General features: G+C 62.8%; 21 protein-coding genes. 8 read left to right on the plus strand and 13 right to left on the minus strand.

What is annotated here, in order from left to right:
• Positions 1–656: lipoprotein-releasing ABC transporter ATP-binding protein LolD (gene lolD, locus B3E94_RS21245; RefSeq protein WP_286915078.1), on the plus strand; the 656-nt coding region annotated here is incomplete at its 5' end.
• A 40-nt stretch (positions 657–696) separates the two neighbouring features.
• The gene (locus tag B3E94_RS21250) at positions 697–1,938 is read left to right on the plus strand and encodes a lipoprotein-releasing ABC transporter permease subunit (RefSeq protein ID WP_286915079.1); all 1,242 of its coding nucleotides are present in this window, start codon (positions 697–699) and stop codon (positions 1,936–1,938) included.
• Between the two features lie 87 nt (positions 1,939–2,025).
• On the opposite strand, the gene B3E94_RS21255 is transcribed toward B3E94_RS21250, so the two are convergent.
• A complete protein-coding gene (locus B3E94_RS21255; RefSeq protein ID WP_286915132.1) occupies positions 2,026–3,366 on the minus strand; it encodes a heavy metal sensor histidine kinase in 1,341 nt (446 codons plus the stop codon).
• Positions 3,363–4,043, minus strand: coding sequence for a two-component system response regulator CinR (gene cinR, locus B3E94_RS21260; protein WP_286915080.1), 681 nt, complete (start codon positions 4,041–4,043; stop codon positions 3,363–3,365). The genes B3E94_RS21255 and cinR overlap by 4 nt, the downstream gene beginning before the upstream one ends.
• Positions 4,044–4,192: 149 nt before the next feature.
• Between cinR and B3E94_RS21265 the strand changes: the two genes are divergently transcribed.
• Together B3E94_RS21265 and queF are read left to right on the plus strand one after the other, a co-directional pair.
• The gene (locus B3E94_RS21265; protein WP_286915081.1) at positions 4,193–4,696 is read left to right on the plus strand and encodes a cupredoxin domain-containing protein; all 504 of its coding nucleotides are present in this window, start codon (positions 4,193–4,195) and stop codon (positions 4,694–4,696) included.
• Between the two features lie 68 nt (positions 4,697–4,764).
• A complete protein-coding gene (gene queF, locus B3E94_RS21270; RefSeq protein ID WP_176514512.1) occupies positions 4,765–5,595 on the plus strand; it encodes an NADPH-dependent 7-cyano-7-deazaguanine reductase QueF in 831 nt (276 codons plus the stop codon).
• A 113-nt stretch (positions 5,596–5,708) separates the two neighbouring features.
• Here queF and B3E94_RS21275 read toward each other — a convergent pair whose 3' ends face one another.
• The gene (locus B3E94_RS21275) at positions 5,709–5,972 is read right to left on the minus strand and encodes a DUF4404 family protein (RefSeq protein WP_176514510.1); all 264 of its coding nucleotides are present in this window, start codon (positions 5,970–5,972) and stop codon (positions 5,709–5,711) included.
• Between the two features lie 122 nt (positions 5,973–6,094).
• The gene (locus B3E94_RS21280) at positions 6,095–6,658 is read right to left on the minus strand and encodes a phosphonoacetaldehyde phosphonohydrolase-related protein (protein ID WP_286915082.1); all 564 of its coding nucleotides are present in this window, start codon (positions 6,656–6,658) and stop codon (positions 6,095–6,097) included.
• A gap of 190 nt (positions 6,659–6,848) precedes the next feature.
• On the opposite strand from B3E94_RS21280, the gene B3E94_RS21285 reads away from it, so the two are divergent.
• The 3 genes from B3E94_RS21285 to rssC all read left to right on the plus strand — a co-directional run bounded on the left by B3E94_RS21285 (position 6,849) and on the right by rssC (position 9,514).
• Positions 6,849–7,556 carry an MlaA family lipoprotein gene (locus B3E94_RS21285; RefSeq protein WP_286915083.1) on the plus strand — a complete coding sequence of 236 codons (708 nt, stop codon included), beginning with the start codon at positions 6,849–6,851 and terminating at the stop codon, positions 7,554–7,556.
• 294 nt (positions 7,557–7,850) lie between these two features.
• Entirely contained in the window at positions 7,851–9,035 is a 1,185-nt protein-coding gene (gene rssB / locus B3E94_RS21290; protein ID WP_286915133.1) for a two-component system response regulator RssB, read from the plus strand.
• A complete protein-coding gene (gene rssC, locus B3E94_RS21295; RefSeq protein ID WP_016394629.1) occupies positions 9,032–9,514 on the plus strand; it encodes an anti-sigma factor antagonist RssC in 483 nt (160 codons plus the stop codon). Before rssB ends, rssC begins: the two co-directional genes overlap by 4 nt.
• A 126-nt stretch (positions 9,515–9,640) precedes the next feature.
• Here the strand turns inward: rssC and B3E94_RS21300 are convergent, their stop codons facing one another.
• The 8 genes from B3E94_RS21300 to B3E94_RS21335 all read right to left on the minus strand — a co-directional run bounded on the left by B3E94_RS21300 (position 9,641) and on the right by B3E94_RS21335 (position 19,635).
• Positions 9,641–11,488, minus strand: a complete 1,848-nt coding sequence (locus B3E94_RS21300; protein ID WP_286915086.1) for an alkaline phosphatase D family protein — start codon at positions 11,486–11,488, stop codon at positions 9,641–9,643.
• Positions 11,489–11,671: 183 nt separating this feature from the next.
• Positions 11,672–12,598, minus strand: a complete 927-nt coding sequence (gene tal / locus B3E94_RS21305) for a transaldolase (RefSeq protein WP_236235604.1) — start codon at positions 12,596–12,598, stop codon at positions 11,672–11,674.
• A 221-nt stretch (positions 12,599–12,819) separates the two neighbouring features.
• Entirely contained in the window at positions 12,820–13,830 is a 1,011-nt protein-coding gene (gene dusA, locus B3E94_RS21310; protein ID WP_286915087.1) for a tRNA dihydrouridine(20/20a) synthase DusA, read from the minus strand.
• A 276-nt stretch (positions 13,831–14,106) separates the two neighbouring features.
• On the minus strand, positions 14,107–16,548 hold the full coding sequence (locus B3E94_RS21315) for an AAA family ATPase (RefSeq protein WP_286915088.1): 2,442 nt from the start codon (positions 16,546–16,548) through the stop codon (positions 14,107–14,109).
• A 224-nt stretch (positions 16,549–16,772) separates the two neighbouring features.
• Entirely contained in the window at positions 16,773–17,474 is a 702-nt protein-coding gene (arsH, locus tag B3E94_RS21320; protein ID WP_286915090.1) for an arsenical resistance protein ArsH, read from the minus strand.
• A gap of 13 nt (positions 17,475–17,487) precedes the next feature.
• Entirely contained in the window at positions 17,488–17,958 is a 471-nt protein-coding gene (locus tag B3E94_RS21325) for an arsenate reductase ArsC (RefSeq protein ID WP_286915091.1), read from the minus strand.
• A 27-nt stretch (positions 17,959–17,985) separates the two neighbouring features.
• Complete coding sequence (locus tag B3E94_RS21330) at positions 17,986–19,269, minus strand: arsenic transporter (protein WP_286915092.1); 1,284 nt, start codon at positions 19,267–19,269, stop codon at positions 17,986–17,988.
• A gap of 18 nt (positions 19,270–19,287) precedes the next feature.
• Positions 19,288–19,635: a metalloregulator ArsR/SmtB family transcription factor gene (locus B3E94_RS21335; RefSeq protein WP_286915093.1), complete on the minus strand. Its 348-nt coding sequence runs from the start codon at positions 19,633–19,635 to the stop codon at positions 19,288–19,290.
• 127 nt (positions 19,636–19,762) lie between these two features.
• On the opposite strand from B3E94_RS21335, the gene B3E94_RS21340 reads away from it, so the two are divergent.
• Positions 19,763–20,383, plus strand: a complete 621-nt coding sequence (locus B3E94_RS21340; protein WP_176512140.1) for a LysE family translocator — start codon at positions 19,763–19,765, stop codon at positions 20,381–20,383.
• Positions 20,384–20,387: 4 nt separating this feature from the next.
• Here B3E94_RS21340 and B3E94_RS21345 read toward each other — a convergent pair whose 3' ends face one another.
• A complete protein-coding gene (locus tag B3E94_RS21345) occupies positions 20,388–22,160 on the minus strand; it encodes a phosphoethanolamine transferase CptA (RefSeq protein WP_286915094.1) in 1,773 nt (590 codons plus the stop codon).
• Positions 22,161–22,223 lie beyond the last annotated feature (63 nt).

Raw genomic sequence — 22,223 nt, forward strand, 5'->3', positions numbered from 1 at the left:
GCAACCTGGGCAAGTCCTACGACGAGGGGCCGGAGTCGGTGCAGGTGTTGTCGGGCCTGAACCTGGAGCTGCACGCCGGTGAGCGGGTGGCCATCGTCGGCAGTTCGGGCTCGGGCAAGAGTACCTTGCTCAACCTGCTGGGCGGCCTCGACCGGCCGACCCAGGGCAGTGTCTGGCTGGCCGGCGAAGAACTGTCGGCCCTGGGCGAGCGCGCCCGCGGCCTGCTGCGCAACCGCGAGCTGGGGTTCGTCTACCAGTTCCACCACCTGCTGCCTGAGTTCACCGCCATGGAGAACGTGTGCATGCCGCTGCTGATCGGCCGCACCGCCATCCCCGAAGCCCGTGAGCGCGCCGAGGCGCTGCTCAAGCGCGTGGGCCTGGGCCACCGCCTGCACCACAAGCCGGCCGAACTGTCCGGCGGCGAGCGCCAGCGTGTGGCGATCGCCCGCGCGCTGGTCAATCGCCCGGGCCTGGTGATGCTCGACGAGCCGACCGGCAACCTCGACCACCACACCGCCCAAGGCATCCAGGAGCTGATGCAGGAGCTGTCCAGTTCCTCGCGCACGGCGTTCCTGGTGGTGACCCACGACCTCAACCTGGCGCGCCAGATGGACCGTGTGCTGAAGCTCGACGACGGCCACCTGGTCGCGATCTGAGCCAGGCCGCCCCACCTTATTTCATTGGGTATTTTCGTACATGTTCAGACCCTTGCCCTTGTTCATCGGTGCTCGCTACACCCGTGCCAAGCGCCGCAACCATTTCATCTCGTTCATCTCGATGACCTCGATGATCGGCCTGTCCCTGGGCGTGCTGGCGATGATCGTGGTGCTGTCGGTGATGAACGGCTTCCAGCGCGAGATGAGTTCGCGCATTCTCGGCCTGGTGCCGCATGCCGCGATTCTTGGCGTGCAGCCGCTGGATGACTGGCGCGCGACCGCTGATGCGGCGTTGAAGAACCCGGCCGTGATGGCGGCGGCGCCGATCACCGAAATGGAGGGCATGCTCTCCTACAAGGGGGCGATGCAGCCGATCCAGGTCAGCGGCATCGACCCGGCCGAAGAAGGCAAGGTGTCGATCGTCGGCCAGCATATCGTCCAGGGCCGCCTGCAGGACCTGCAGCCGGGTGAATACGGCGTGGTGATCGGCGAGCTGACCGCACGGCGCTTTCGCCTCAATACCGGCGACAAGCTGACCCTGATCGTGCCGGAAATCAGCAAGGAGCCGGGGGGTATCACCCCGCGCATGCAGCGCCTGACCGTGGTTGGCATCTTCAAGGTCGGCGCTGAGCTGGATGGCTCCCAGGCCTACATGCACGTCGCCGATGCCGGCGAAATGCAGCGCTGGGCACCAGGCCAGGTGCAGGGCGTGCGCCTGAAGCTGCACGACCTGTACGCCGCGCCGCAGGTGTCCAAGGCGATTGTCGCGGGGCTGGGCGACGCCTACCGCGCTGACGACTGGTCGCACACCCAGGGCAGCCTGTTCAGTGCCATGAAGATGGAAAAGACCATGATCGGCCTGCTGCTGATGATGATCATCGCCGTGGCCGCCTTCAACATCATCGCCACCCTGGTGATGGTGGTGAACGACAAGGGGCCGGACATCGCCATCCTGCGCACCCTGGGCGCCACGCCGGCTCAGATCATGGGCACGTTCATGGTCCAGGGCAGCCTGATCGGCATCGTCGGCACGCTGATCGGTGGGGTGCTCGGGGTGATCGCCGCGTTCAATGTCAGCCAGATCGTCGGTTGGCTGGAGCGGGTGAGTGGGCAGCACATCTTTACCTCGGATGTGTACTTCATCAGCAGCTTGCCGTCCGAGTTGCAGTGGGGGGATGTGGCGATGATCTGCGTGGCGGGGTTGGTGATGAGCTTCCTGGCGACCATTTACCCGGCGTATCGGGCGTCGCAGGTGCAGCCGGCGATCGGCTTGGCGGTCTGATTCAGGCTTGAGGGCCCTATCGCCGGCAAGCCGGCTCCCACAGGTTATGTGGGAGCCGGCTTGCCGGCGATGGGCTGCAAGGCAGCCCTAACGGGTTGCCCCGAATTCGATCACGAACCGCGTCCACCCACCCTCACACTCCGCGCGAATCTGCCCGCCATGGGCCTGCACGATCGAGCGGGTAATCGCCAGCCCCAACCCCGCATGCTCGCTGCTGCCTTCCCGCCGCGCCGGGTCCACGCGATAGAACCGATCGAACAGCCGAGGCAATGCAGCGTTGTCGATTGGCGCCCCGGTATTGGCCACGCAAATCCGTGAGCCGGGCGAAAGCGACACGCGAATCTGCCCGCCGGCTGGGGTAAAGCGCAAGGCATTGTCGAGCAAGTTGGACAAGGCCCGGCGCAGCATGTGCCGGTCACCGCTAAGCATCGCTTCACCCTCGCGCACCAGCGCCACTTCGCCGTCCTCGGCCAGCGGTGCGTAGTACTCCAGCAGCGCGTCCACTTCCTCATGCAGCGCCAGCGGCGCCTGCCCCGGCACCAGCAGGCCGTGGTCGGCCTTGGCCAGGAACAGCATGTCGTTGATCATCTGCGCCATCCACTGCAGCTCTTCCAGGTTGCCGTGCAGCGCTTCGCGGTATTCCTCGAGGCTGCGCGGGCGGGTGAGGGTGACCTGGGTGTGGGTCAGCAGGTTGGACAGCGGCGTGCGCAGCTCATGGGCGATGTCGGCGGAAAACGCCGAGAGGCGCTGGAAGGCGTCGTCCAGGCGTTGCAGCATGGCATTCACGGTGCTGGCCAGTGCCGCCAGCTCCTCGGGCATCTGTTCCACGGGCAGGCGGGTGGTCAGCGAACGCGCCGAGACGCTATCGGCCACCTGGCCCATCTGGCGCAGCGGCCGCAGCCCGCGGCGTGCGGCCCAGGCGCCGAGCAGCGCAGTGGCCAGTGCCGACAGGCCCACGGTCAGCCAGATCAGGCGCTGCATGCCCTGCAGGAAGTGCTGGTGGTGGGTGATGTCGAGGAACAGGGTCAGCCGGGCGTTTTCGTTCAAGGGCACGGCCAGGCTGCGGTAGTCGATGCCGTCGGCGTGCACGGTCGCCAGGTCCGTGGTGGAGGGCGCTTCGGGCAAGGCGGCGCGGCTGGCGTACCAGGGGGCGCCATCGCGGCCGGTGATGCGCAAGGCCAGGTCGGCCTGGTGGCTGAGCTCCTCGCGCAGGGCTGGAAGGCGGCTTTGCAGGTCGGCCGGGTTGGCCAGGCCGGCGAGCTGGGTGCGAAACAGCGACAGGCGCGATTCGAGCAATTGCTGGTCCAGTTCGATGAAGTGCTGCTGGCTGGCGTGGTTGAACAGCAGGCCCGCGCCCAGCGACACGGCGGCGGTACAGGCTGCGAACAACAGGGCCAGGCGGGTGCCGAGGGAAAGCCTGCGCATCAGTCGGGGCGCTCTTCGAGCACATAGCCCATGCCGCGCACGGTGTGGATCAGCTTGGTCGGGTGCGGGTCGTCGAGTTTCAGGCGCAGGCGGCGGATGGCCACTTCGATGACGTTGGTATCACTGTCGAAATTCATGTCCCATACCTGCGAGGCGATCAGCGACTTGGGCAGCACTTCGCCCTGGCGACGCAGCAGCAACTCGAGCAGGGCGAACTCCTTGGCGGTCAGGTCGATGCGCTGGCCGGCGCGTTCGGCGCGGCGGCGCAGCAGGTCCAGGCGCAGGTCGGCCAGGCTCAGGGTGGTCTCCTGGCTGGGGCTGGCGCCGCGGCGCAGCAGGCTGCGCACCCGGGCCAGCAGTTCGGAGAAGGCGAAGGGCTTGACCAGGTAATCGTCGGCGCCCAGTTCCAGGCCGTGCACGCGGTCTTCCACGGCGTCGCGGGCGGTCAGGAACAGCACCGGGGTATCCAGGCCTGCCTGGCGCACCGCCTGGAGAATCTGCCAGCCGTCGCGCCCGGGCAGCATCACGTCGAGGATCAGCAGGTCGTGGTCGCCGGTCAGTGCCAGGAACTGGCCGGTCTCGCCATCGGCCGCAAGCTCAGTGGCGAAGCCGGCTTCGTTGAGGCCCTGGCTCAGGTACTGGCCGGTGCGGGCCTGGTCTTCGACGATCAGCAGTTTCATGCAGTGTCCGCAGTCTGGGTGATGGCTGAAATGATACGTGACTCTGCCCGGCGTCGCCCAAGCTGACAAAGTTGTAATCTCGCTGTCAGGTCGCTGCCAGTCAGCCCTTTTTAAAGTGGCCTTATCTCGTTGAACGTTCTGGAGTCATCATGAAGCACCTGTTCATCGCCGCCACGCTTGCCTTGGCAAGCCTGCCTGTCTTCGCTGGCGAAGCGAACACCTTCGCCTTCGGTGAGCCGGCCCCGGCGGCCAAGGCCACCCGCACCGTCGAGGTGGTGCTCAAGGATATTGCCTTCGAACCCAAGAGCTTGCAGGTAAAGGCCGGCGAAACCGTGCGCTTCGTGCTGATCAACCAGGGCCAGCTGCCCCATGAGTTCAACCTGGGCGACAAGGCCATGCACGCCGAGCACCAGAAAGAAATGCTCGCCATGCAAGGCAAGCTCTTTACCGCAGGCATGAACCACGAAGGCATGGACCACGGCCAGATGAACCATGGCGCCCATGGCCATGACACCGGCAACACCGTGCTGGTGCAGCCTGGCCAGCGCGCCGAGCTGACCTGGACCTTCCGCAAGTCCGCCCCCATCGAGTTTGCCTGCAACGTGCCGGGGCATTACCAGGCCGGCATGGTCGGGCCATTGACCATCGAGTGACTTGCGCTCCAAGGCGGAGGGTAAAACCGGTAAACTAGGTGCATTTCCGAACCTTCAGGTCAGTTTCCATGCACCCTGCTGCCGAACACTCTCCGCTGGGCAAGTCCAGCGAATACATCGCCACCTACACCCCTTCGCTGCTGTTTCCGATCCCGCGCACGGCCAAGTGGGCCGAACTGGGCGTGACTGCCCAGACCCTGCCGTGGCAGGGCGTGGACTTCTGGAACTGCTTCGAGCTGTCCTGGCTGCTGCCGTCGGGCAAGCCGGTGGTGGCGATTGGCGAATTCGCCATCCCGGCCGACTCGCCGAACATCATCGAATCGAAGTCGTTCAAGCTCTACCTCAACTCGCTGAACCAGACCGTGTTCGCCTCGATCGCCGAGCTGCGCGCGTGCCTGGAAAAGGACCTGTCGGCAGCCGCGGGCAAGCCCGTGGGCGTGCAGGTGCACACCCTGGCCGAGGTCGAGGCGCAAGGCGTGACGGCGCTGCCGGGCCTGTGCATCGATGCGCTGGACGTGGCCATCAGCAATTATGAGCAGCCGCAGCCCGAGTTGCTGCAGTGCAGCCCGGATCGGCAGGTGGAAGAAACCGTGCACAGCCACCTGCTCAAGTCCAACTGCCCGGTGACCGGCCAGCCGGACTGGGGCAGTGTGGTGGTGGAATACAAGGGCAGGGCGCTGGACCATGCCAGCCTGCTGACCTACCTGATCAGCTTCCGCCAGCACGCCGACTTCCACGAGCAATGCGTGGAGCGGATTTACCTGGACCTGAAGAACCTGCTGCAGCCGGAGCACCTGACGGTGTACGCGCGTTATGTGCGCAGGGGTGGGCTGGATATCAACCCGTACCGCAGCACCGGGGCGATCAGCCCGAAGAATCTGCGCCTGGTTCGTCAGTAACGTTCAATGGCAGGGGCCACTTTGTGGCCCATTCGCGGGGCAAGCCCGCTCCCACAAGTTCGGTGGGGGCGGGCTTGCCCCGCGAATGGGCCGCAAAGCGGCCCCTGGTTGTTTCAGATACCCATGCTGTGCAGCGAGTTGGCAATGCTGCGCAGGGTGGCGGTGAGGTCGGGGTGTTCGGCCTCGAAGCGCTCGATCGCCAGGTTCACGCCATCGACCAGGTTGTTGTCCGGGGTGGCTTCCTCGATTTTCAGCTGCGCCTCTATCTGCCTGGCCTCCTCGTGCAGCGCGGCCAGTTCTTCATCGGTAAGCGGTACGTTTCTATCCAGTTGCTCGCGCAAGCTGTTCAGGCGCTCTTGCAATTCGCGGGCAGGCATTGGCTGTTCTCCATCAATGGCTTGGCAAGGCATGGACCTCAGCGAAGCGGCAAAGGTTCGCACCTGTCTCCAAGCGTAATCCACTCGCCGTCGCTTTGCATGATCCGCATCAACGGCCTGGATCAGGGTTTTTCACCCTTGCGCCGGCGCTGGGCGATGTCCACCAGGCAGGTGTCCAGCGCTTCGAGGTGGTCGATCACCGAATGCACGCCCAGGCCGAACAGCTCGAGGGTGGCCTTGCCGCGGGCCAGCTCCTGTTCTTGCGCGCTCATGGCCTGCCAGTGCTGTGAGCCCAGGTCGCAGGAAGGGCTGCAGGCGGCCAGGCCGATGGTCCACAGCCCGGCATTGAGGCCCGACTGCAGCAGGCGCGGTTCGCCGCTGACCAGCACGCAGCCGTCCAGGCGTTGGCTGTCTAGGGTCATCAGGGCCTGCCAGCAGGCATTGGGCGCCGGCCACTGCACGCCATTGACCCGCTGGCCCGGCAGCCAGTCCGGCAAAACGCTGGCAAGGCGCTGGCTCTGGGTGTTGCTCAGGTCATCCAGCCAGATGCACGGCACTTGCTGGCGGCGCAGGCTGGCCAGGGCCTCGAGGGCGCCGGGGGCGGGCAGGGGGCTGCCGCTGGCAGCCTGGACCAGGCAACCGCGCAGGCCGAACAGCACAGCGGTGAAGGCGGATGCATCGTGCATGGCAACGTCCCTGAAATAGTCCGCAGGCTAGGCGCTGATTGTTACGTTGCTGTGACGGCAACAGATGTTCACAAAATATTGAGCAAAAATGTGTAAAGCTGTTTATCAGCCCGCAAGCCTCTATACTGCCGCCTTACCAGCTGCGCGACCCGTTGCGCTTGCGGCCAAGAATTTCGATGGAGAATCATCTATGCGTAGGATCGGTGCCGGTGTGATCGAGCGAGTCACCCAGGCCTGTGTCTGTGCCAGCTTGCTGCTGGCACCCGTGGCGGCCACCCAGGCAGCCACCGAGGAGGATCCCTGGGAGGCGGTCAACCGACCGATCTTCCGCTTCAACGATACCCTCGACACGTATGCCCTCAAGCCATTGGCCAAAGGCTACCAGGCGGTCACCCCGCAGTTCCTCGAGGACGGCATTCACAACATCTTCCGCAACCTGGGCGATGTCACCAACCTGGCCAACAACCTGCTGCAGTTCAAGCCGCATGCCGCGGGCGTGGACACCGCGCGGTTGATCGTCAACACCACCTTCGGCCTGGGCGGTTTCTTCGACGTCGGCACCAAGATGGGCCTGACCCGCAGCGACGAAGACTTCGGCCAGACCTTGGGCTACTGGGGCGTGCCGAGCGGCCCCTACGTGGTGATCCCGCTGCTGGGCCCGAGCACCGTGCGTGACGGCCTGGCCAAGTACCCGGACACCTACACCGAACCCTACCGCTACATCGACCACGTGCCGACCCGCAACTCGATCTTCGCGCTGGACGTGGTCGACACCCGTGCCAGCCTGCTGTCGGCGGAGAAGCTGATCCAGGGCGACAAGTACATCTTCATTCGCAACGCCTACCTGCAGAACCGCGAGTTCAAGGTCAAGGACGGCGAAGTCGAAGACGATTTCTGATTCATGCCCTGACTAAAAAGGCGACCTTCGGGTCGCCTTTTTAGTCACTGTGCTGGCCTTTCTTATAACTGCCGGGAATTTGCCGTTCAAACTGCAGGCGACTCGACCCTCGTATGCTTGAAACCCCTGGCGGATGGGAGTACCGTCTGCGCCTTACGAGGTACCTCTGCCGGTTGCCTGGCCTGCGTAATTGGCCTACAACTCAAGTAGAGCGTTACTACCAAGAATTCCAGCAGTCGGATGTCAGCCTTGCAGACGCCCCTGCATCACCCCAAATCGGCGCCGTTCGCCCACATGCAGAAAATCAGTGCAACGCTGCTGATCATCGATGATGACGACGTGGTCCGTGCGAGCCTCGCCGCCTATCTGGAAGACAGTGGCTTCAGCGTCCTTCAGGCCAGTAACGGCCAGCAGGGGCTCCAGGTCTTCGAAGAACACCAGCCTGACCTTGTGATCTGCGATTTGCGCATGCCGCAGATGGGCGGGCTCGAACTGATCCGCCAGATCAGCGAGCGAGCGCCGCAGTTGCCGGTGATCGTGGTCTCGGGTGCCGGGGTGATGAGCGACGCGGTCGAGGCCTTGCGCCTGGGCGCCGCCGACTACCTGATCAAGCCACTGGAAGACCTGGCCGTGCTCGAGCATTCGGTGCGCCGGGCATTGGACCGTTCGCGCCTGGTGCTGGAAAACCAGCGCTACCGCGACAAGCTCGAAGCGGCCAACCGCGAGCTGGAGGCCAGCCTGCACCTGTTGCAGGAGGACCAGACCGCCGGTCGCCAGGTGCAGATGAACATGCTGCCGGAGAGCCCGCGGTCGCTGGGCGAGTTTGCCTTCGAGCACCAGATCATCCCGTCGCTGTACCTGTCGGGCGATTTTACCGACTACTTCCGCGTGGATGATCGGCGCATTGCCTTCTACCTGGCCGATGTGTCGGGGCATGGCGCATCGTCGGCCTTCGTCACGGTGCTGCTGAAGTTCATGACCACGCGCCTGCTGTTCGAATTCAAGCGCAACAGCAAGCTGCGCGAATTCAAGCCCTCGGAAGTGCTTAGCCACATCAACCGCGGGCTGATCAACTGCAAGCTGGGCAAGCATGTGACCATGGTCGGCGGGGTGATCGACGAAGAGACCGGCCTGCTGACCTACGCCGTGGGTGGCCACTTGCCGCTGCCGGTGCTGTATACCCCGGGCCAGGCGCGCTACCTTGAAGGCCGTGGCCTGCCGGTGGGGTTGTTCGAAGAGGCGACCTACCAGGACCTGGTGATCGAGTTGCCGCCGCAGTTCAGCCTGAGCCTGATGTCCGATGGCATTCTGGACCTTTTGCCGGGTGACACGCTCAAAGATAAAGAGGCCGCCTTGCCGGATATCGTCAAGGCAGCGGGTGGCAGCCTGGATGGGCTGCGCCAACGTTTCGGATTGGCTACGCTTGGGGAGATGCCGGATGATATCGCCCTATTGGTGTTGAGCAGGAACCTTCAATGAGTACCGGTAGAATTCAGTTCGCCGAGCAGAGCGGTACCTTTGTACTGAAATTCGTCGGTGAGGTGCGCCTGACCCTGTGTTCGGCGCTGGATGCGACGATCGAGAAGATCTTCACCGCGCTGAACTTCTCGGCCATCGTCATCGACCTGACCGAGACTGAGAGCATCGACAGCACCACCCTGGGCCTGCTGGCCAAGCTGTCGATCCTGTCGCGGCAGAAGGTGGGGCTGCTGCCCACCGTGGTCACCACCAACCCGGACATTTCGCGCCTGCTGCAGTCCATGGGCTTCGATCAGGTGTTCAACATCGTCGATCGCCCGGTACCGTGCCCGGAATGCCTGACCGACCTGCCGTCCCAGGACCAGAACGAGGATGTGGTGCGTTCCAAGGTGCTGGAGGCGCACAAGATCCTCATGGGCCTGAACGACTCCAACCGTGAAGCCTTCCATGACCTGGTGAACGCCCTGGAGCGCACCTGATCTTCAGCCTGCTGCGGCCTCATCGCCGGCAAGCCGGCTCCCACAGGTAAATGACCAGCCTGCTGGCAGTGCGGATCTTCTGTGGGAGCCGGCTTGCCGGCGATGAGGCCAGCGCAGCCACCCCCGTCACTCCCGCCGAATGAATTCGGTCGCCTCGCCACCCTCGGCACTGAGCTGAAACACCCGCACTGGCCGCCCCTGTTCATCGAAGAACACCTGCCCCAACCCCGCCCCATTGCATAACCGTTCCCCGGCCTTGCTGTGGCTGGGCGTGCGCGGCACCACCTCCATCTCCCGCCGCTTGGTAAACCAGTTGAGCGGCGAGCGCGGCGAATAGAGCCAGCGGTTGAGCCGGTCCAGCACATCCAGCAGGCGCCGGGGAAATTCGTTCTTGATGCCGCTGCTGGTCACCTGCCACAGGTGCGGGCTGCGCTGGCGATGGCGGATCAGCACCTCGTAGACGAACGAATAGTGCACATCGCCCGACAGGATCACGTAATGCCCGGGCGTGCGCGAATGGCGGAAGATGTTCAGCACCACCTGCGCAGCCCCGCGGTGGGCCATCCAGTTCTCGGCATCCACCAGCAGCGGGTAACCCAGCCAGCTGAATACCCGTTGCACCGTCTCGATCAACTTCACGCCGAAGATCGGCGCTGGCGAGACGATGATCGCCGAAGGGTGATCCAGCAGGGCTTGCTGGAGCTCGCACAGCGCTTCCCAGTCGAGCAGGCCGGAAGGCTTGGCCAGGTCGCTTTCACTGCGCCAGCGCCGTGTGCGGGTGTCCAGCACCAGCAGCGGCGGCTCGCTGGGCAGGCTGTACTGCCAGCCCTGGAAGCGCAGCAACTCGTCGATCAGCGCATCCCGGGGCTGGCTGCCCAGCTGCTGGCATTGCCCGACCAGCGCCTGGCAGCCGTCCGGGTCGTTGCCCCAGGCCTGGCACAGCAGGTAGCCGAGCAAGGCATTGCCGATGATGCGGCGCGAGAAGGGGTGGCCGTAGGCGGTTTCTTCCCATTGCGCCGAGAGGTTCCAGTCATCGGTGATGTCGTGGTCGTCGAAGATCATCAGGCAGGGCAGGTGGGCCATCACCCGCGCGACCTGGCCGAGGTTGGCGGCGAACGCCTCGATCAGCGACAGCTCCTGGCTGTAGCGCGCCTGGTGCGGCTCGGCGAGGCCTGCGGGCATGCCCAGGCTGACCAGTTGCCAGGGCACGGGCGACCAGACCAGCAGGTACATGGCCAGCACCTCGGCGAAGGTCACCAGGTGGTTGTCGGCGTTGCTGGAAGAGAAGATCGGCTTGCGCTTGCCGCCGAAGAAGCGCTCGCGCAGGCTTTCGTTGCGCGCCTGGGCGGGCAGCAGGTCGGCGCGGTGGTAGTAGCTGGCCGGGTGGCGATAGAGCGCCTGGCTGCCTGCGACCACCGCGCCTTGCAGCGCTTCGTCGTACAGGCCCAGGCGTTCGATCAGCGAATGGATGGCCCGCAGCATCGGCCCGGCGACGTCGTCGGCATACACCTGGTCGCCGGTCATCAGCAGCACGGCGGGGCGCTGCTGCGGGTCTTGGCAGGCCAACAGCAAGCGGTCGGCGCACAGCAGGCCATCGCTGGCCGGGTGGTGTGGCTTGCGGCAGGAGCCGTGCAACAGCTGGTCGAGGCGGCCGCGCAGCACCAGGTTGGGGCGTTGCTGGCCGGGGTAGAGCAGGTGCGGCGCCCAACTGGCGATGCCGAGGCCGTCGATGAGCAGGTCGTACTCGAGGGCGATGTCGCAGGGCAGGGGCTGGCTGAAGTGGATGTCCAGCAGGTGGATGAAGACGTGCTGGCCTACGGGGATGACTTGGCAATTCACCTTGGCCGCAGCATCCATGATGAGTTCGGGTTGCAAGGGTTGCGTGCCGACCAGCCAGATGGCCAGGCGCTGGGGTTCCAGGCGGCGCAGTATCGGGCCAACGAGCACTTTGGGCAGTGGGGCGCAGGAGGTCATCGACAGCTCGGGGGGCTATGCGGGCCTCTTCGCGGGGCAAGCCCGCTCCCACAGGTACTGTTTTGCACTTGTGGGAGCGGGCTTGCCCGCGAAGAGGCCCTGGAATTCTAATCAAACCAGATGAAACAAAAACGGGCGGAAAATGCTGAACATTTCCCGCCCGCCTGGCAAACCCGAGATGTATCAGGCTTTGTCAGCCATCAACTTCTCCAGCTTCTCCTGGTCCCGCGCGAACTGGCGAATGCCTTCGGCCAGCTTTTCGGTGCCCATGGCATCTTCGTTCATCGCCCAGCGGAACTGGCTTTCGTTCAGCACCTGCTTGGCCTCGCCGGCATTGCCCGGCTTGAGCATGCGTGGCAGCTCGCCCTGGTCGTCGCTGAGCTGTTGCAGCAGCTCCGGGCTGATGGTCAGGCGATCGCAGCCGGCCAGTTGCTCGATCTGGCCGATATTGCGGAAGCTGGCGCCCATGACCACGGTGTCGTAGCCATTGGCCTTGTAGTAGTTGTAGATGCGCGTGACCGACTGCACGCCCGGGTCATCGGCGCCCACGTACTCCTGGCCGGTGCTTTTCTTGTACCAGTCGTAGATACGGCCCACGAACGGCGAAATCAGGAACACCCCGGCATCGGCACAGGCCTGGGCCTGGGCGAAGGAGAACAGCAGGGTCAGGTTGGTCTGGATGCCTTCCTTCTCCAGCTTCTCGGCAGCGCGGATGCCTTCCCAGGTGGAGGCCAGCTTGATCAGCACGCGGTCCTTGGATACGCCAGCGGCGTCGTACAGGGCGATCAGCTGGCGGGCCTTGTTCAGCAGCGCCGGCTCATCGAACGACAGGCGGGCATCCACTTCGGTGGAGATACGCCCCGGGATGGCCTTGAGGATGCCCGAACCCACGGCCACCGCGAACTTGTCGCAGGCCAGGTCGACATTGCCCTTGGCATCGGCCTTGACCTGCTTGAGCAGGTCGGCGTAGCCAGGGATGGCGGCAGCCTTGAGCAGCAGCGACGGGTTGGTGGTGGCATCGACCGGCTTGAGGCGGGTGATGGCGTCCAGGTCCCCGGTGTCGGCGACCACGGTGGTGAACTGCTTGAGTTGTTCCAGCTTGGAAGTCATGGCGTGCTCTGTCCTGTGCGATTGCTCGACATTACCCGAGCCCCGACGGCCGCTCAAGGGGCCTGTGGGGCGGGGGTGAAATGGCGAAGGTGATGATTCGAGTCACCCGCCCGCACGAGGTTCCCCACGCCTGGCAACAGCCTGTAGCGCTGGGGCTGCCATGAGCGCACTTTGTGTTGTGGGAGCCGGCAAGCCGGCTCCCACAAAAAGCAGGGCAAACCTCAACGACCCTGCAGCAGCTGCGCCGCCTGATCAAACACCACCAACGGCTCCGGCGCCTTGTGAATATCCGCCGACAACAACTGCCGGAACCGCCGCGCCCCCTTGAACCCCTGCCCAAGCCCAAGAATATGCCGGGTGATGTGATGCATCGCCCCACCGCTCTGCATATGCGCAACCACGTAAGGCCGCAACTGCGCCATCGCCTCACTGCGGCTGACCACTGCAGCCTCGCTGCCGAACAGCCGCTGATCCACCTCGGCCAGCAGATAAGGGTTGTGGTACGCCTCGCGCCCCAGCATCACGCCATCGAACGTCTCCAGGTGCGCCTGGCACTCGTCCAAGGTCTTGATGCCACCGTTGAGCACGATCTCCAGGTCCGGGAAGTCCGCCTTCAGCTGCGCCGCCACGTCATAGCGCAATGGCGGAATCTCGCGGTTCTCCTTGGGCGACAACCCTTCCAGAATCGCGATCCGCGCGTGCACGGTAAAACTGCGGCAACCCGCTTCACGCACCTGCCCGACGAAGTCGCACAGTTCGGCATAGCTGTCGCGGCCATTGATGCCGATGCGGTGCTTGACCGTCACCGGCGTCGACACCGCATCGCGCATGGCCTTCACGCAATCGGCCACCAGCGCCGGATGCGCCATCAGGCACGCGCCGATCATGTTGTTCTGCACCCGGTCGCTCGGGCAGCCGACGTTGAGGTTGACCTCGTCGTAACCCGCTTCTTCGGCCAGGCGCGCGCACGCAGCCAGGTCGGCCGGCACGCTGCCGCCCAGTTGCAGGGCCAGCGGGTGCTCGGACACGTCGTGGCGTAGGAAACGGTGGGCGTCGTTGTGCAGCAGGGCGCCGGTGGTGACCATTTCGGTGTAGAGCAGGGTGTGCTTGGACAGCAGGCGCAGGAAGAACCGGCAGTGGCGGTCGGTCCAGTCCATCATCGGTGCAACGCTGAAGCGGCGTGACGGCTCAGGCCTTGGGGGGATTGGATTCGAAGGTTGTTCTAAGGGCATTGAGGTCTGGGGCAGCGATCGGAACAAGGAAAAAGGCCGATCGCGGGGTCAGAGACCTCGCTGGATCGGCCTTCGAAGGGTGAACCAGTCTACCAAGAGTAGAAGGGGCTTGCCTGCTTACCACCTGAATAATTCTTGAAGGCCGACGATATGCTTGGGTGCAGCCTCGGCCAGACAGAATTCGTGCAGTCAAGCACGTTGCACCAAGCGCAGCAGAAGGCTTCCTTAAAGCCGCAGCTGCGGTAGAGTTCGCCCTGCCCAGTAAATTGGTCGACTTCAAGGTTTCATCAGGAATTTGTCGGCGATTAAGGTCCGGCTCCCGCTGGCGGATTTCTGAACGATTCCATTTTTTTCCAGCTTGTTGAAGGCGTCGTTAACATGGCCTTGCCATGAAGAGAATGAGAGTTTTGATATGCTTTCATTCCAGGAATGCGTTTTTTTTGCGACATCGTTGATCTTGAAGGATTCAACGTTGCTCCGGCGGCCCGTCGTAAGTACTCGTAAGGTAAGCGCCATGGCCGTTCTGCCAAAGACGCTGAGCTGGCTGAAGGCGGAGATAAAGTTCTCTTGATCTGTCTGGTACTTCGCCAGCTGCAAAACGCCGATTGCGAAGATCTGGTGTGGCAGCTTTTTCTTATGTTCAGTGCTGTAGTTTTGCCTGTTTGCTAAGACGTCTGCAACAAGCAGGCACTGCTTCTCAAAGGCGAGATCTCGTGAGTGCTCGTTTAGGGTGCATAGGTGGCAGCGTTCTTCTCTTCGAGGGTTTGTATTGTGCGGCGTTAGAATGCCGCAGGTCTTGCAAGTGCGTAAAGTGTGGAGTTCGCGGTGCCCATCGGAGGCGGAGGGTAAGAGGTGCACTGTGTTTCTGCTGGAAGGGGACCACGTGAAAATGTTCGGAGATTCTGTGTCGAGAAAATACGACTCCAGTAACAGCCGTGTGCCCTCGCAGTGTTGGACTGGCAGTACATAGCTTTTCCAGCTTTCGCACCAAGCGATATGAGTTCCCTGTGTTGGCGGGGTGACGCTTTCAATTTGCAGGTGTGCCAGGGTTGCTTGGGTTAACGATTTAGAGGCTTCCGAGCGAATGAAATCTGACTGTGTTTCCTGGAGCGATTTGCCAAGGCTTTCATAGCTTGAATTTTTTAGATCATAGGCGTCCAGAATCACGAAGCAACGGCTCGTGGCTCTTGAGTAGGCGCAAAAAAATTCAGCATTCGTAATTTTGCTAGAAGCCATGATAATGACAATAGGGCTCTCCAGCCCTCTGAATTTGCCGATGGATTCAACGGTTACACCCTGAGGGACCAGGCCGAGGGGGAGAGGCGCATTGGGCGTAGTCAAGACAACTATGTGGGTGTCGGGTATCCCCTCTGTGACTAATTGAGCGGCGAGCTTCTTGAGTGCCTGCTCTTGATTGCTGGTAATGATTTCGATCAGAGCGTCTTCATCTGAGTGCCGTGGGTTGTGAACGGCATAAGAAGGCTCTTGAAATATTTTGAGTCTTTCACAGACTCGCTTCGGCATCCGCAAGCTCTCTGTGAGAAGGAATGCCTTCGTATCAAGGATGTTTTCCAGCTTTTCAAGAGAGACAGGTTGCTCGTAGGGAAGGGCCTGTGCCGCGTCACACATGACGATGATTCGGCGTTTGCCGAAGATCTCCGTGAGTGCTTCCCAGAACGCTTCCCGTATGACTTGCCCCTCATCCACGATCAGGGTTGAGTACTCATCAAGGAAGCCGTTGCTGCACGCTTTTTTTAGGCTGGACCATGCATGCCTATCAAACCAATCGTTTGAGGGAATGGCTTTGTCGCCATTGTGCGCGGCAGCCTGCGTGCAGAGTGCATGTAACGTGAGAGTTTTACTGCCTGGGTGAGCCTTGAGTTCACGTGCAATTTTTTTTGCGAGCAACTTATTGAATGTCAGGAAAATCGTTTTTTGACCCTGGGCTGCCAAGCGGCGCGCTGTTTCGACAGCGACGAGGGTTTTTCCCGTACCTGGCCAGCCACTGATGAGGGTCTTGGTGTTGTGCGTGGCGCGTGTTATGCATTCATTCTGTTGGTCGGTTAGCTTCAGCCAAGTTTTATTGTCCTGGTTGATTCTCGAGTGCCAGCACGGCTCGTAGTGTTTGCTTGGGACAAGCTTTTCTATGATCGATTCTATGGTGTGCGGACTAAGTGATTTGACATTCAACAGGTCTTTGAAGTGAAGCATGATGCCGCTAATGCGATCACTTATCTGCCCAATGTCATTGATGTCCAACACCAGCTTTACCACGCTGTGATCGGTATGGTCAATGACAGCAGGGGGCAAGTCACAGATGTTCGCTTCGGAGGCAGGGAAGCAGTAAGCACGGCCTATTTGAATTTTTATTCCGCTTTTCTCTAACCATTTTTGGATCGCAAATATGCCGCGGTTAAGCTGGGTGACTGGATCGAATGGGGTGTTGCTATAGTAGAAACCGGATTCATTGTGGCCGACGATCCCGCCTTTTACTTCAAGTGCCAAGATGCCGAGGACAGGATGCAATATCAGAAAATCAATTTCGCCAATGGGGCTTTGATTTCCTTGTAGTTCATGCACAAACGAGGATAGCCAAGGAATGCTATGGATAACGCTGAATTCATCGCAAAGCTGGTCTTTTAGCAGGCGATAAACAAGCGGCTCGGCGATCTGGCTGTCGTTTGACTTGGGGCCGTGGGGCGGGAACATTAATGCCATGCAGAATTCCGTTTCGTTTTTCTGGTTCGTCAAGTGCTCACGAGTGGCTGATTATACAGATTGGCTGCCTGTAGTGGTGTGTGTGGGCCGTTGCCGTAAAAGCAAAAAGGGGCGGCCTTGCATCGTGGAGAACCATTGCGCAGCGTGGCGGCGGCCCGTAGGCATCCATGTCGAGAAACCTGTCCAGGCTCGCCTTCGCCGAACTCTTCTTTCAAATCACCTGTTCAGATCGCCCGCTGATTCACCCGCGACGAAAGCGCTTCGGCACTCTCCTTACGCTCCGAATACCGATCCACCAAGTAATCCTGCCGATCACGCAGCAACAGCGTGAACTTCACCAACTCCTCCATCACATCCACCACCCGGTCGTAATACGCCGAAGGCTTCATCCGCCCAGCCTCATCGAACTCCAGGTAAGCCTTGGGCACCGACGACTGGTTGGGAATGGTGAACATGCGCATCCAACGCCCGAGCACGCGCAGTTGGTTGACTACATTGAACGACTGCGACCCCCCGCACACCTGCATCACCGCCAAGGTCTTGCCCTGGGTGGGCCGCAGCGCGCCAAGCGCCAGGGGTATCCAGTCGATCTGCACCTTGAATACCGCCGACAGCGCGCCATGGCGCTCCGGCGAGCACCAGACCTGGCCTTCGGACCACTGCACCAGCTCGCGCAGCTCCTGCACCTTGGGGTGCTCGACAGGCACATCGTCAGGCAGGGGCAGGCCGGAGGGGTTGAAAATGCGGGTTTCGGCGCCGAAATGCTTGAGCAGGCGCGCGGCTTCTTCCACCAGCAGGCGGCTGAAGGAGCGCTCGCGGGTCGATCCGTAGAGCAGCAGGATGCGCGGCTTGTGCTCGCTGATGCGCGCCTTGGCGGGAGGAGCATCGAACAGGGAAATGTCGAGGTTGGGCAGTTCTTCTGACATGGGGTCCTCCTGCTCAGAGCGCGCCGATCCGGGCCAGCTCGTGCTTGAGCTGGTCACGGTCGAGGGCGTCGAAAGGCAGTGCAAAGAAGGCTTGGAAGCGTTTTTCGATATGGGCGAGGGTCGCGCCGAACGCGGCGCTTATGGCGGCTTCGTTGCCTGTGACGTCGGACGGGTCCGCCAGCCCCCAGTGGGCTTTCAGCGCCGGGCCGAAATACACCGGGCAGGCTTCGCCGGCGGCCTTGTCGCACACGGTGATGACGATATCGGGCGGGTTGCCTTCGAAGGCATCGTTACCTTTGCTGCTGAGGCCTTTGATGGAGATGCCGGCTTGCTGCAGGGTGCTGAGGCTGCGCGGCAGCACCTGGCCCTTGGGGAAGCTGCCGGAGCTGATCGCCTCGAACCCGGCGGGGGCCATGTGGTTGAACAAGGCTTCGGACAGGATGCTGCGGCAGCTGTTTGCCGTGCACATGAAAAGGACTCGCATGAAAGGCTCCTCGGTTCAGGTCGTGTTTCAGTAGCTCAGGCGCAGGGCCAGGGCGCTAAGGGTGATCAGCAGAACGGGCAGGGTCAGGACAATGCCGACCTTGAAGTAGTACGCCCAGGTGATGCGTACCCCCTTGCGTTCCAGCACATGCAGCCAGAGCAGCGTGGCGAGGCTGCCGATGGGGGTGATCTTGGGCCCCAGGTCGCAGCCGATGACGTTGGCGTAGATCATCGCCTCGCGCACCACCCCGTCCGCGCCGCTCGCCTGGATCGACAGCGCGCCGATCAACACGCTAGGCATGTTGTTCATGACCGACGACAACAGCGCTGAAAGCAGGCCAGTCCCCAGGGCGGCGCCCCACACGCCGTGCTCGGCCAGGCGGTCGAGCAGCTGCGTGAGCAAATCGGTGAGGCCGGCATTTTTCAAGCCGTACACCACCAGGTACATGCCCAGGGAAAAGACCACGACTTGCCAGGGCGCCTCACGCAGCACGCGGCGGGTGGAGATCTTGTGGCCGCGCGCGGCGACCGCGAACAGTAGCGCTGCGCACATGCCAGCCACCGCGCTGATCGGGATACCCAGCGGTTCCAGTGCGAACAGGCCGACCAGCAACAACAGCAGGGTCCACCCGCCCACCACGAATGTGGCGCGGTCGCGGATGACTGCGCTGGGCTGTTGCAGCGCTTCAAGGGCGTAGTGCCTTGGCAGGTCGCGTCGGAAGAACACGAACAGCACCAGCAAGGTCGCGGCCACGCTGGCCAGGTTCACCGGTGCCATCACCGAGGCATACTCGGCGAAGCCGAGCTTGAAGTAGTCGGCCGAGACGATGTTCACCAGGTTGGAGACCACCAGCGGCAGGCTCGCCGTGTCGGCAATGAAGCCCGCGGCCATGACGAATGCCAGCGTCGCCGCCGGCGAAAAGCGCAAAGCGACCAGCATCGACATGACGATGGGCGTAAGAATCAGCGCCGCACCATCGTTGGCGAACAGTGCCGACACCGCAGCGCCCAGCAGCACGCAAAAGGCGAACAAGCGGTAGCCACTGCCTTTTGCCCAGCGCGCCACGTGCAGGGCGGCCCACTCGAAAAAGCCTGCCTCATCCAGCAACAGGCTGATGATGATGACGGCGATGAAGGTGGCCGTGGCATTCCAGACAATGGCCCAGACGGTGGGGATGTCTTGCAGCGAAACCGCGCCGGCAGCCAGTGCGATGAGCGCGCCCAGCGCCGCGCTCCAGCCGACGCCAAGGCCTCTGGGTTGCCAGATGACCAGAACCAGGGTGAAGACGAAGACAGCTACTGCAATCAGCATGGCAGGCTCGCTCGAAGGTCAGCAGCAGGCGGCGTCACGAACGGGCCGGCCGTCCATGTTCTGCAGGCGCGAGGCGTTGTCCTGCAGCCATTGGGCATTGGCCTGCAAGGTCAGCTGCAGCATCTGGTGCACCCAGGCGGGCAGTTCGGGGTTGAGGCGGTAATACACCCACTGGCCCTGGCGGCGGTCGAGCAGCAAGCCGCTGCTGCGCAGTTGCGCCAGGTGGCGGCTGATCTTCGGCTGGCTGTCGTCCAGGGCGCACATCAGCTCGCAGACGCACAGCTCGCCCAGGCGGGTGATGAGCAGCGTGGCACGCACGCGGGTCTCGTCGGACAAGCTTTTGAAGACCTCGGGAGGAGTGAGCATGGCAGGGCCCTTAACATATGGATAATCGAATATACGTATTTCCATATGTAAAAAGCAAGTCGCCTGCGATGAGCGCTGGGGGAGGCATGCTAACCTCAAGCCATTTCACCCTCAGGCACGAATGCCCATGTCCATTGCCGACAACCTGCTTGCCTTCACCTTCGCTGCCACCTTGCTGACCCTGACCCCGGGCCTGGATACCGCGCTGATCCTGCGCACCGCCACCGTGGAGGGCCGCCAGCAAGGGCTGCGTGCCGCGCTGGGCATCAATGCCGGTTGCCTGCTGTGGGGGGCTGCGGTTGCCTTTGGCTTGGGCGCACTGCTTGCGGTGTCGGCGCTGGCCTACGACATCCTCAAGTACTGCGGCGCCGCCTACCTGGCGTGGCTGGGGGTGAACATGCTGGTGCGGCCCAGGCAGTCGCTGGGGGCCGTTGCAGGGGAGGGGCGCGGGCAAGCCAATTGGTTCCTCAAAGGCATGCTGGGCAACCTGCTGAACCCGAAGGTGGGGATTTTCTACGTGTCCTTCCTGCCGCAGTTCATCCCGCAGGGCCAGCCGCTGGTGGCCTGGACATTCGGCCTGGTGGGCATCCACGTGGCCCTGGGGTTGCTCTGGTCGATGGCCCTGATCGGCGCAACACAGTCACTGGCGGGTGTGTTGCGCCGGGGCAGGGTCATCCAGTGGATGGACCGTGCGACAGGCCTGGTCTTCGTCCTGTTTGCCGCACGGCTGGCACTGGGCAGGCGCTAAGGGCTCAGTGCCTGGCGGGTTGTTCCTGGCTGATGTCGGCCGTTTTCTGCACCTGTTCGGCCTTGTCCTGGGGCAGCTTGTCGAACTCGTGCAGGCCGTCCTTGCGGTACGGGTCGCCGATCCAGCGCGGCGCCACCACGAACTGCGGGCTCACCAGGCTTTTGGCCGGCTCGAAGCGGTCGTAGCTAAGGCCTGCCAGGTCCGACAGCGTGTGGATCAGGTGCGAGCTGCTGTACGGCCGGTTGGCCAGGGCCTGCAGGTCACGCGGGTGGGCCGCCTGCCAGCTGGGGGAAGTCCACAGCAGGAACGGGATGGTGTACATCGGCCGGGTCGGCGCGCCTTCGTTGCGGCCCAGGCGGTCATGGTCGCCGGAGCTGTACACGTCCTCGCCATGGTCCGACAGGTACATCAAGAAGCCGTTGGGCGTGGTGGCCGCATAGCGCTTGATCAGGCTCGACACCACGTAGTCGTTGTAGCGCACCGCGTTGTCATAGAAGTTGTAGGTTTCCACCTGGCTGTCGCTCAGCGCCGCAGGGGCGCCTTGGCGGTCGGTGAAGTGCTCGTAGTCCTGCGGGTAGCGGTAGCGGTAGTCCATGTGCGTGCCAAGCAGATGGATGATGATGAACTTGTTCTTGGCCGGGTCCTGCAGGGCCTTTTCGAACGGCGCGAGCACCACATCGTCGTACTGGCTGGCGTTCTGGCTGCGCTGGTTGTTCAGGTACGCCTGCTCGTCCGTCTGCTGGGAGAAGGTGGTGAGCATGGTGTTGCGCTTGGTCATGGTCTGCTGGTTGGTGATCCAGAAGGTCTTGTAGCCTGCCTGTTTCATCAAGTTGATCAGCGACGGGTCGGTGAGGAAGCGGTCAGGGTTCTGCTCGTCGCCGAAGGTCAGGATCTGCTGCATCACCTCGATGGTGTAGGGGCGCGGCGAAACCACGTTCTGGAATACCGTCAGGCCCTTGTCGCTGGCGGCCAGGGCGTCGAGGTTGGGCGTGGTGTCGCGGTTGTAGCCATACAGGTGCATGTGCTCGCGGGTGGTCGATTCGCCCAGCACCAGCACCAGGGTGCGCGGGGCGTCGCCGCTGCTGTCCTGCAGCTGCTGCAAGGGCGGCAGCGCAGCGTTCTGGGCGAGCAGGGCCTGCATGTTGTCGAGCTGCTGGCGGTACTGTTTGTAGCCCACCAGCAGTTGCCACGGCACCGCAGGCTCCATGCGCTGCTGGACCTTCTCCAGGGCGTCGGCGAAGTTGCGTTCCTGCTTGACCATCTGCTTGTAGAACGGGAACACCAGGGTGGCCGCCAGCAACAGCAGCACCACCGGCAGGCGGCTGCGCAGGGGCAGGGTGACCGGCCGCACGCGTTTCCACAGCAGCACGGCGCCCACGGTGTACAGCAGCAGTGCCAGCATCAGCCAGATGTTGAAGTACTGGCTGAAGTATTCCCCGGCTTCGGCGGTGTTCGACTCGAACATCACGAAGATCACGCTCTGCGAGAACTCCTGGCGATAGATGCCGAAGTAGCTCAGCCCTACCAGCGAGGCCGCCCACAGCACCAGGCCGATGACTGCGGCGGTGGCGCGGGTGAAACGCGGCAGCAACAGCACCGGGGCAAGCCACAGGGTGCTGAGGAACAGCGAGTCACGAAAGCCGGCAAAGCCGGTCGTGCCGCTGAACAGCAAGAGCGCCTGGGTGACGCCGGAGAAGTACCAGAAGAACAGCAGGAGCCAGCCCAGGCCGGCCCAGTCCACGCGCTTGGGCGCGGATGGGGATGCAGTGTTTGCCACGTTTGCCTCTTAGAACCATGGCGGCGGCCAAGTGGGCACGCTGCCGAAAGGCGGTGACGCTAA

Origin of the sequence: Pseudomonas sp. UBA6315 (genome assembly GCF_002438125.1) — a bacterium.
Lineage (GTDB): Bacteria > Pseudomonadota > Gammaproteobacteria > Pseudomonadales > Pseudomonadaceae > Aquipseudomonas > Aquipseudomonas faucium.

Coding starts and splice junctions, on each gene's coding strand:
- B3E94_RS21250 (WP_286915079.1), top strand. CDS start 697: ATGTTCAGACCCTTGCCCTTGTTCATCGGTGCTCGCTACACCCGTGCC.
- cinR (WP_286915080.1), bottom strand. CDS start 4,043: ATGAAACTGCTGATCGTCGAAGACCAGGCCCGCACCGGCCAGTACCTG.
- B3E94_RS21265 (WP_286915081.1), top strand. CDS start 4,193: ATGAAGCACCTGTTCATCGCCGCCACGCTTGCCTTGGCAAGCCTGCCT.
- queF (WP_176514512.1), top strand. CDS start 4,765: ATGCACCCTGCTGCCGAACACTCTCCGCTGGGCAAGTCCAGCGAATAC.
- B3E94_RS21275 (WP_176514510.1), bottom strand. CDS start 5,972: ATGCCTGCCCGCGAATTGCAAGAGCGCCTGAACAGCTTGCGCGAGCAA.
- B3E94_RS21280 (WP_286915082.1), bottom strand. CDS start 6,658: ATGCACGATGCATCCGCCTTCACCGCTGTGCTGTTCGGCCTGCGCGGT.
- B3E94_RS21285 (WP_286915083.1), top strand. CDS start 6,849: ATGCGTAGGATCGGTGCCGGTGTGATCGAGCGAGTCACCCAGGCCTGT.
- rssB (WP_286915133.1), top strand. CDS start 7,851: ATGCAGAAAATCAGTGCAACGCTGCTGATCATCGATGATGACGACGTG.
- rssC (WP_016394629.1), top strand. CDS start 9,032: ATGAGTACCGGTAGAATTCAGTTCGCCGAGCAGAGCGGTACCTTTGTA.
- B3E94_RS21300 (WP_286915086.1), bottom strand. CDS start 11,488: ATGACCTCCTGCGCCCCACTGCCCAAAGTGCTCGTTGGCCCGATACTG.
- tal (WP_236235604.1), bottom strand. CDS start 12,598: ATGACTTCCAAGCTGGAACAACTCAAGCAGTTCACCACCGTGGTCGCC.
- dusA (WP_286915087.1), bottom strand. CDS start 13,830: ATGCCCTTAGAACAACCTTCGAATCCAATCCCCCCAAGGCCTGAGCCG.
- B3E94_RS21315 (WP_286915088.1), bottom strand. CDS start 16,548: ATGGCATTAATGTTCCCGCCCCACGGCCCCAAGTCAAACGACAGCCAG.
- arsH (WP_286915090.1), bottom strand. CDS start 17,474: ATGTCAGAAGAACTGCCCAACCTCGACATTTCCCTGTTCGATGCTCCT.
- B3E94_RS21325 (WP_286915091.1), bottom strand. CDS start 17,958: ATGCGAGTCCTTTTCATGTGCACGGCAAACAGCTGCCGCAGCATCCTG.
- B3E94_RS21330 (WP_286915092.1), bottom strand. CDS start 19,269: ATGCTGATTGCAGTAGCTGTCTTCGTCTTCACCCTGGTTCTGGTCATC.
- B3E94_RS21335 (WP_286915093.1), bottom strand. CDS start 19,635: ATGCTCACTCCTCCCGAGGTCTTCAAAAGCTTGTCCGACGAGACCCGC.
- B3E94_RS21340 (WP_176512140.1), top strand. CDS start 19,763: ATGTCCATTGCCGACAACCTGCTTGCCTTCACCTTCGCTGCCACCTTG.